Genomic DNA, 8,132 nt, shown 5'->3' on the forward strand with positions numbered 1-8,132 from the left:
CGGGCCCGGGCCGTCAGAGACCGAGTTCGTCGGGGACGGGGACGTCCTTGTCCAGCAGGTTCCTGGCCAGGAAGTGCTCCACGACGCCGTACCAGACCTTGGCGTGCTGCGGCTGCAGGATCCAGTGGTTCTCGTCCGGGAAATACAGGAAACGGTGGTCCGTTTCGCCGTTCCCGTCCGCCGCCAGCTGCGACTTGGCGAGCAGTTCGTACCAGAGCCGGAGTCCCTCGCCGATCGGCACGCGGTAGTCCTTGTCGCCATGGATGACCAGCATGGGAGTGCGGATGTTCTCCACGTGCAGGTGCGGGGAGTTCTCCAGGGCCATCTCGGCCGTCATCTCCTTGAGCCAGTACTGCGCGGCGTCGGTGGTGGGGCCGAACTGGTCCAGGGCCCAGAGGCTGGCGTGCGTGACGATTGCCTTGAAGCGGTCCGTCTGCCCGGCCACCCAGTTGGCCATGTACCCGCCGAACGAGCCGCCCATGGCGGCCGTGCGCGTCTGGTCGATGTCGGGGCGCTGCACGACGGCGTCGGTGATGGCCATCAGGTCGGTGAACGGAGCTTTGCCCCATTCCCCCCAGCCGCGCTGGATGTGGTCCTGGCCGTAGCCGGTGGAGAGGGCAGGGTCCGGGAGCAGCACCGCGTAGCCGCGCGCCACCAGCAGCCACGGGTTCCAGCGCCAGGTCCAGGCGTTCCAGGATCCCAGCGGGCCGCCATGGATCCAGAGCAGCAGCGGGGCCGGGGCCGCGGCGGACGCGCCCTCGGGCAGGGCCAGGTACGCGGGCACACGGGCGCCGTCGGCCGCCCTCGTCTCCACGCGCTCCAGCGTGCCCATGAAGCGGGGGCGTTCCGCGGGCGCGGGCAGGCGGACGACGTCACCGGAGGCGAGGTCGATCCGTACAGGTTCGGCGGGGAATTCGTAGGAGCTGCGCAGGGCGTAGGCGCTGCGTCCGTCCGGTGCGACGACGACGTCGGTGTACGCCGCGGCGTCGGCCGTCAGGCGTAGCACCTGGGCCGCCCCGCCCGGGTCTCCGGCCACACCGATCCGGAATACCGGCGATGCGCCGTCCTCGTCGGCGGTGACCAGCAGGGCCGATCCGTCCGGCAGCCATGCGGCAGGGCGGGCCCAGCGGTCCCAGTCATGGGCGAGCGGCGTCAGGGCGCCGTCCCCGGCTGCCGGGCCGGCGACGTCGAGGAGGTGCAGCGAGACCCGCGGGGCCGCCAGCGGCGTGGTGTCGCTTTCGCTGACCACCACCAGGCTCCGGCCGTCCGGACTGACCGGGCCCGGGAAGTAGCTCTGGCCTTCCGTGTCCAGCAGGACCGTGCGGGTGCCGGTGGCGACGTCGATGGCGACCAGGACGGAACGTGAATCGGCATTGGCGAGGGGCTTGGCGAAGCTGCTGTAAATCGTCGTGCCGTCCGGGCTGAGCACCGATTCGGCGTCCCTGAGCCGCGTGCCGGCGTCGGGCGTCAGGTTGCGCAGCTTCAGCGGCGGCGCCGCGTCGACGGTGGCCGGCTTTCCGGCCTCCAACGGGTCTCCGGGTTCGACGGCGAACAGCCGCGGCTGCGCCGGGCCCAGGTCCGCATCCCAGTAGCGGACAGGGTAGCCGCTGTGCAGGATGGCCGCGACCTTGTTGTCCTTGCGCGCTTTCCGGCGTTCCTCGTCATTGTCCTCGTCCGTGGAGCCGGCCAGGACCGAGGCCGCGACCACCACGGTGTCGGCGTCCTTGGCGGCGTGGACCCCGCCGATTCCGCCGGCCCGGGACAAGGCCACCCGGGCTTCGCCGCCGTCGGACGGCAGGATCCAGAGGGCGTTCACCGGGTCTGCCTCGGGGCTCTCCGGATCGGGACGGGCCGAGGTGAAGTACAGGTCGCCGTTGGCGGCAAACACCGCACCGGCCTCCCCCTTGGCGCTGCGCGTGATCCGGCGGGCCTGTTTGGCCCCGCCCGGATCCACCTCCCACAGCGCGGTGCAGTATTCGGTGCCCTTCGCGCCGAGGGTCGCCACGGTGGTCACCAGCCGGGCGCCGTCCGGGCTCAGCGTCAAACCGCTCACTCTGGGGATCGCGAGGTAGTGGTCCAGATCGTGGAAGGGGGTCTCGGGTTGTTCGCTCAGGGTCTCTGAGTCCTTAGCAGCCATGCACCGATTCAACACCGTATGTGGTATCGATCACAAAACGTTCACTAAGAGTGAAACATTGCTTTCAGACACAGCTCCCGAATCATGCGGGACGGGCCCTGGCGCTTCAGCACGGCCACCGTTCGCCGAAGATGGCCGCCAAGCCAGGTCCCATAGCGGCCATCTCCGGCAAATGGTTCACGGCGGCGGGCAACGCAAAGGCCCCGCCGTCCCTTTCGGGGCAGCGGGGCCGTTGTTGATAGTGCTTAGACGCTCGGAGCGATCTCCGGGATGCGCGGCTTGGCGTTGCCGGCGAAGGTGAACTTCGCGTCGTCGCCTTCGCCTTCCACGTCCACCACCACGATGTCGCCGGAGTGCAGTTCGCCGAAGAGGATCTTCTCGGAGAGCTGGTCCTCGATCTCGCGCTGGATGGTGCGGCGCAGCGGCCGGGCACCCATGGCGGGGTCGTAGCCGCGGGTCGCCAGGAGAACCTTGGCCGCGGACGTGAGCTCGATGCCCATGTCCTTGTCCTTGAGGCGCTTCTCCAGGCGGGCGACGAACATGTCCACGATCTCGATGATCTCGTCCTGGGTCAGCTGCGGGAAGACCACAACATCGTCAACACGGTTCAGGAACTCGGGGCGGAAGTGCTGCTTGAGCTCTTCCGTGACCCGGGCCCGCATCCGGTTGTAGCCGGTCTGCGTGTCCGTGCCGGACTGGAAGCCGGTGGCAACGCTCTTGGAGATGTCCCGGGTGCCGAGGTTCGTGGTCATGATGATCACGGTGTTCTTGAAGTCCACCACGCGGCCCTGGGAGTCGGTCAGGCGGCCGTCTTCCAGGATCTGCAGGAGCGAGTTGAAGAGATCGGCGTGCGCCTTCTCCACTTCATCGAACAGGACCACGGAGAACGGACGACGGCGGACCTTCTCGGTCAGCTGGCCGCCTTCCTCGTAGCCCACGTAGCCCGGAGGGGCACCGAAGAGCCGCGACACCGTGTGCTTCTCCGAGTACTCGGACATGTCCAGGGTGATCAGGGCGTCTTCCTCGCCGAACAGGAACTCGGCGAGGGCCTTGGCCAGTTCGGTCTTGCCGACGCCGGTGGGGCCGGCGAAGATGAACGAGCCGCCCGGACGCTTGGGGTCCTTGAGGCCTGCACGGGTGCGCCGGATCGCCTGGGACAGGGCCTTGATGGCCTCGTTCTGGCCGACCACGCGCTTGTGGAGTTCGTCTTCCATCTTCAGCAGGCGCGAGGACTCTTCCTCGGTCAGCTTGAAGACCGGGATGCCGGTGGAGTTCGCCAGCACCTCGGCGATGAGGTCTTCATCAACTTCGGAGATGTCGTCCATGCCGCCGGTCTTCCACTGGCGTTCCTTTTCGGCGCGCTCGGCAATGAGCTTCTGCTCCTTGTCGCGCAGCGAAGCGGCGCCTTCGAAGTCCTGCGCGTCGATCGCGGATTCCTTCTCCAGCTTCATGGCGGCGATCTTCTCGTCCATGATCTTGAGCTCCGGCGGGGCAGTCATGCGGCGGATGCGGAGCCGCGCACCGGCCTCGTCGATCAGGTCGATTGCCTTGTCCGGCAGGAAGCGGTCCGAGATGTAGCGCTCGGAAAGGGCCGCCGCCGAGGCGAGGGCGCCGTCGGTGATGGTGACGCGGTGGTGTGCCTCGTACCGGTCGCGGAGGCCCTTGAGGATCTCGATCGCGTGCGCGACGGAGGGTTCCTTGACCTGGATCGGCTGGAAGCGGCGCTCCAGCGCGGCATCCTTCTCGATGTGCTTGCGGTACTCGTCCAGCGTGGTGGCACCGATGGTCTGGAGCTCGCCGCGGGCCAGCATGGGCTTCAGGATCGAGGCCGCATCGATGGCACCTTCGGCGGCACCGGCGCCCACAAGGGTGTGGATCTCATCGATGAACAGGATGATGTCGCCGCGGGTGCGGATCTCCTTGAGGACCTTCTTCAGGCGCTCTTCGAAGTCGCCGCGGTAGCGGGAGCCGGCCACGAGGGACCCGAGGTCCAAGGTGTACAGCTGCTTGTCCTTGATGGTCTCCGGGACATCGCCGCGGACGATCGCCTGGGCCAGGCCCTCGACGACGGCGGTCTTGCCGACGCCGGGCTCACCAATCAGCACAGGGTTGTTCTTGGTGCGGCGGGAAAGGACCTGCATGACGCGTTCCATTTCCTGCTCGCGGCCGATCACAGGGTCCAGTTTGTTCTCGCGCGCCGCCTGGGTCAGGTTGCGGCCGAACTGGTCAAGGACAACGGACCCGGCCGGGGTCCCCTCAGCCTGTCCGGGGCCTACACCGGCGCCCGTGGCTTCCTTGCCCTGGTAACCCGAGAGCAGCTGGATAACCTGCGAGCGGACCCGGTTCAGGTCTGCGCCGAGCTTGACGAGCACCTGGGCGGCAACGCCTTCACCCTCCCGGATAAGGCCGAGGAGGATGTGCTCGGTACCAATGTAGTTATGGCCCAGTTGCAGCGCCTCGCGCAGCGAGAGCTCCAGGACCTTCTTGGCGCGGGGGGTAAAGGGGATGTGGCCGGAGGGCGCCTGCTGGCCCTGGCCGATGATCTCCTGGACCTGCTCGCGGACACCGTCGAGCGAAATGCTCAAGGATTCAAGGGCTTTGGCGGCAACACCTTCACCCTCATGGATCAGACCCAAGAGGATGTGTTCGGTACCAATGTAATTGTGGTTCAGCATGCGTGCCTCTTCTTGGGCAAGCACAACTACGCGACGGGCACGGTCCGTAAATCGCTCAAACATTTCGCCACACTCCTAGCTACGACGTACTTTGATGCTACGTGGCCGGGTTCCAGATTTGGGGCTTGTTCGCCACAGGGGAAACCGGAGGGTTGCGCAACCGCGCCCGGACCGGGTCCCCGGCCAGGGGCAAGAACCGTCCGGAACCCCTCCGGACCGGCGCATCCGGCCCTTCCGGAAGGGCGCATCCTGCCGAGGAGCGGGCCGTTCCGGCCGGGCGGACGGGCGCACCGCCGGAAGGGCGGACGTTGCAATGCCGGACGGGCGCCGTCGGCATGGCAAAGGTGCCCGAATTGCCGAAGATAGCCGCCAAGCCTGGACCCATTGCGGCCATCTTCGGCAAATTGTTCACATCGTGCGGGACATCTGCCTGGAAATGCTGCCGGGGAGGAACACGGGCGGCGGGGTCTGTTCATCGCCGGACGGGCGGGCCGATCTGCCGGACGGGCGCTCCGCCGCCGGCATGGCAATGCCCCCGTCAGATAACGGGGGCATTGGCATTTGACAGACACTCGATTACGGCGCCATGAAACGTGATTGCGGCTGGATACTGCGCCCTCATGCAGGGCCCGGCACTGCACCCTGACGCGGGTCCCTGCTAGGAATTAGCCTTTTGGTAAGCTTCCTGAATTTCAGCCTGGATGCGTCCGCGGCTGTTTACCGCATAGCCGTTGTCCCGTGCCCACTGGCGGATCTGGGCAGAGTCCTGATTCCGTCCGCTGGAAATTTTCGTGCGCGTGGCGCGTCCGCTTGACGTTTTGCGCGCGTGCGTCACAAATCGGTCCACCGCGGAGCGCAGTTCTGATGCATTGCTTGACGACAGGTCTATTTCGTAGCTGACGCCGTCAAGGCCAAACCGGACAGTTTCGTCCGCGGATCCCCCATCCAGATCATCAACGAGGATGATTTTTACTTTCTGTGCCATAAAGGACTCTCTTTCCAAAGATCGAGCGTTTAGAAAAGCAGGATGTATCTGGAATAAGTATCCTCCGCGTTACAGCAGGGAGTCAAAGCGCAAAACTCTGTCCAAAGGAAAACCGAAGGCGGCAATAGGGAACTATTACTTCTTTCGGGTAATTAGCTTCCCTGGGTCCCGGAATCCGGTCCTTTGGCCCTAGTTTCGGCTTCGGCATGGGCGCGGGCTTCTGCCTGCCGCTCTGATTTGTCGGCATTGAATATGGATTTCATGGCAAACCAGAAAAGCAGGCCCACCACGATGGGGGGCAGCAATACGGCGATATAGTCCATGCTCAGTGTCCTTCGGGCTTCAACAGGGGGAAGAGGATCGTTTCGCGGATGCCGGCTCCGGTGAACAGCATGACGAGCCGGTCGATGCCGAGTCCGATCCCGCCCATGGGCGGCGCGCCGTACTCGAGCGCACGGAGGAAGTCTTCGTCCAGCTGCATTGCCTCCACGTCACCCGCGGCGGAACGGCGGGACTGTTCGGTGAGGCGTTCGCGCTGGATGACCGGGTCGATCAGTTCGGAGAAGGCCGTGCCCCGCTCCATGCCGCCGATGATGAGGTCCCAGGCCTCAATCAGGCGGCCGTCTTCGCGGTGCTGGCGGGCCAGCGGCTGCGCGGACGGCGGATAGTCGTAGACGAACGTGGGGTTGAGCAACGTCGGCTCCACCAGTTCGCCGAAGAGTTCGACGACGAGCTTCTCGGCTTCCCAGGCGGCGTCGACCTTGACCTCGTGCTTGGCAGCCAGCTCAAGCAGCTCGGCAACCGGGGTGTCGGGGGTTACTTCCTGTCCCACGAAGTCGGACAGCCCGGGGTAGACCGCCAGCCAGGTCCATTCGCCGTCGAGGTTGATCTCCCCGGCTCCGGTCTGCAGCACGCGGCCCACACCGGCGGCGTCGGCGGCGTCCAAGATGATCTCCTTGATCCGGTCCGCCATGACGAACTGGTCGGCCCACGCCTCGTAGGACTCCAAAGTGGTGAACTCGGGGCTGTGCGTGGAGTCCACGCCCTCGTTGCGGAAGACCCGGCCCATGTCGTAGACGCGGTCGATCCCGCCGACCACCGTTCGCTTGAGGTAGAGCTCGGTGGCGATGCGCAGCGTCATCTTCTGGTCGAAGGCGTTCATGTGCGTCTCGAAGGGACGGGCCGTGGCACCGCCGTGAACCAGCTGCAACATGGGGGTTTCCACCTCAACGTAGCCCTGGCGGTGCAGGGTTTCGCGGATGGAGCGGGTGATCGCGGCGCGGGTGTACACCATCTCGCGGGCTTCGTCGCGGACAATGAGGTCCACGTAGCGCTGGCGGACACGCGTTTCTTCGTTCAGCCCGGCATGCAGCACGGGCAGCGGGCGCAGCGCCTTCGAGGCCATGGTCCAGGAATCCGCCATGACGGAGAGTTCGCCGCGGCGTGAGGAGATGACCTCGCCCTTGATGAAGACGTGATCGCCGAGGTCCACGAGGGACTTCCACTCCGCGAGCGCCTCCTCACCGATGTTGGCCAGGCTCAGCATGACCTGCAGCCGCACGGCCTTCCCGTCCAGGCCGCCCTCTTGGAGGGTGGCGAAGCAAAGTTTGCCCGTGTTGCGGATGAAGACGATGCGGCCGGTCACGCCAACGGCGTCGCCGGTGGTTTCATCGGCCTGCAGGTAGGCGTATTTCTCCCGGATTTCCGTGAGCGAGTGCGTGCGTTCTACACCCACCGGATATGCCTCGACGCCGCGTTCGATCAGCTTGGCGCGCTTCTCCATGCGGATGCGGGTCTGTTCGCCGGCATCATGCGGCTCGGCGGCGGTGTTCGGGGTGGGGGTGTTTTGGGAAGTCACAATCCCCAAGTTTACCGTCGATTTGCGTCCGGGAAGGTCCCGGCCCGGTTCTGCCCGGGCGGCAGCCAGGCGGACGGGGTGCGGGAATAGACTCGAAGTTGTGGAGACATGGACAGTGAGGACCGACGACGGCAAGGGACACCTTGAGCTGCACACCATCCGCCCGGCGGGGCACGCACCGGGCAGAACAGCCGCGTCCGACGCCGCCGTGGCGTCCCGCGGCGAAGGATCCGGCGTCGTCGTCGTGCACGGGACCCTGATCACCGATGCGCTCTACCGGTCCTTTGCCCGAAAACTTTGCCGGCTGCTGGACCAGCCGGTGCACTGCTACAACCGCCGCGGACGCGCCGGTTCCTCGCACCAGCCTGCCGACTATTCCGCCGCCACCGAGGTGGCCGACCTGGCAACCGTGCTCCGCGAGACCGGCGCCAGCGACGTCGTGGCCCACAGCTATGGCGGGTTCGTGGCCCTCGAGGC

General features: G+C 66.2%; 6 protein-coding genes. 1 reads left to right on the forward strand and 5 read right to left on the reverse strand.

Annotated features, from left to right (window positions below; genetic code table 11):
• Nucleotides 1-13: 13 nt before the first annotated feature.
• From Y706_RS0112995 to lysS, 5 genes are all read right to left on the reverse strand, one after another.
• Nucleotides 14-2,137 carry a S9 family peptidase gene (locus Y706_RS0112995; RefSeq protein WP_028276916.1) on the reverse strand — a complete coding sequence of 708 codons (2,124 nt, stop codon included), beginning with the start codon at nt 2,135-2,137 and terminating at the stop codon, nt 14-16.
• Between the two features lie 245 nt (nt 2,138-2,382).
• Nucleotides 2,383-4,875, reverse strand: a complete 2,493-nt coding sequence (locus Y706_RS0113000; RefSeq protein WP_028276917.1) for an ATP-dependent Clp protease ATP-binding subunit — start codon at nt 4,873-4,875, stop codon at nt 2,383-2,385.
• Between the two features lie 595 nt (nt 4,876-5,470).
• Nucleotides 5,471-5,797, reverse strand: a complete 327-nt coding sequence (locus Y706_RS0113005; RefSeq protein WP_028276918.1) for a histone-like nucleoid-structuring protein Lsr2 — start codon at nt 5,795-5,797, stop codon at nt 5,471-5,473.
• A gap of 152 nt (nt 5,798-5,949) precedes the next feature.
• Nucleotides 5,950-6,120: a hypothetical protein gene (locus tag Y706_RS29575; protein WP_164468560.1), complete on the reverse strand. Its 171-nt coding sequence runs from the start codon at nt 6,118-6,120 to the stop codon at nt 5,950-5,952.
• A 2-nt stretch (nt 6,121-6,122) separates the two neighbouring features.
• Nucleotides 6,123-7,655 (reverse strand): lysine--tRNA ligase, encoded by a 1,533-nt coding sequence (gene lysS, locus Y706_RS0113015; RefSeq protein WP_028276919.1) that lies wholly within the window; start codon nt 7,653-7,655, stop codon nt 6,123-6,125.
• A gap of 100 nt (nt 7,656-7,755) precedes the next feature.
• Between lysS and Y706_RS25380 the strand changes: the two genes are divergently transcribed.
• Nucleotides 7,756-8,132, forward strand: a 377-nt coding sequence (locus Y706_RS25380) for an alpha/beta fold hydrolase (RefSeq protein WP_253906787.1), incomplete at its 3' end; no start/stop codon positions are given.

This window comes from Arthrobacter sp. I3 (genome assembly GCF_000520575.1).
In the GTDB taxonomy this organism is placed as follows: domain Bacteria; phylum Actinomycetota; class Actinomycetes; order Actinomycetales; family Micrococcaceae; genus Arthrobacter; species Arthrobacter humicola_A.

Coding starts and splice junctions, on each gene's coding strand:
- Y706_RS0112995 (WP_028276916.1), bottom strand. CDS start 2,137: ATGGCTGCTAAGGACTCAGAGACCCTGAGCGAACAACCCGAGACCCCC.
- Y706_RS0113000 (WP_028276917.1), bottom strand. CDS start 4,875: ATGTTTGAGCGATTTACGGACCGTGCCCGTCGCGTAGTTGTGCTTGCC.
- Y706_RS0113005 (WP_028276918.1), bottom strand. CDS start 5,797: ATGGCACAGAAAGTAAAAATCATCCTCGTTGATGATCTGGATGGGGGA.
- Y706_RS29575 (WP_164468560.1), bottom strand. CDS start 6,120: ATGGACTATATCGCCGTATTGCTGCCCCCCATCGTGGTGGGCCTGCTT.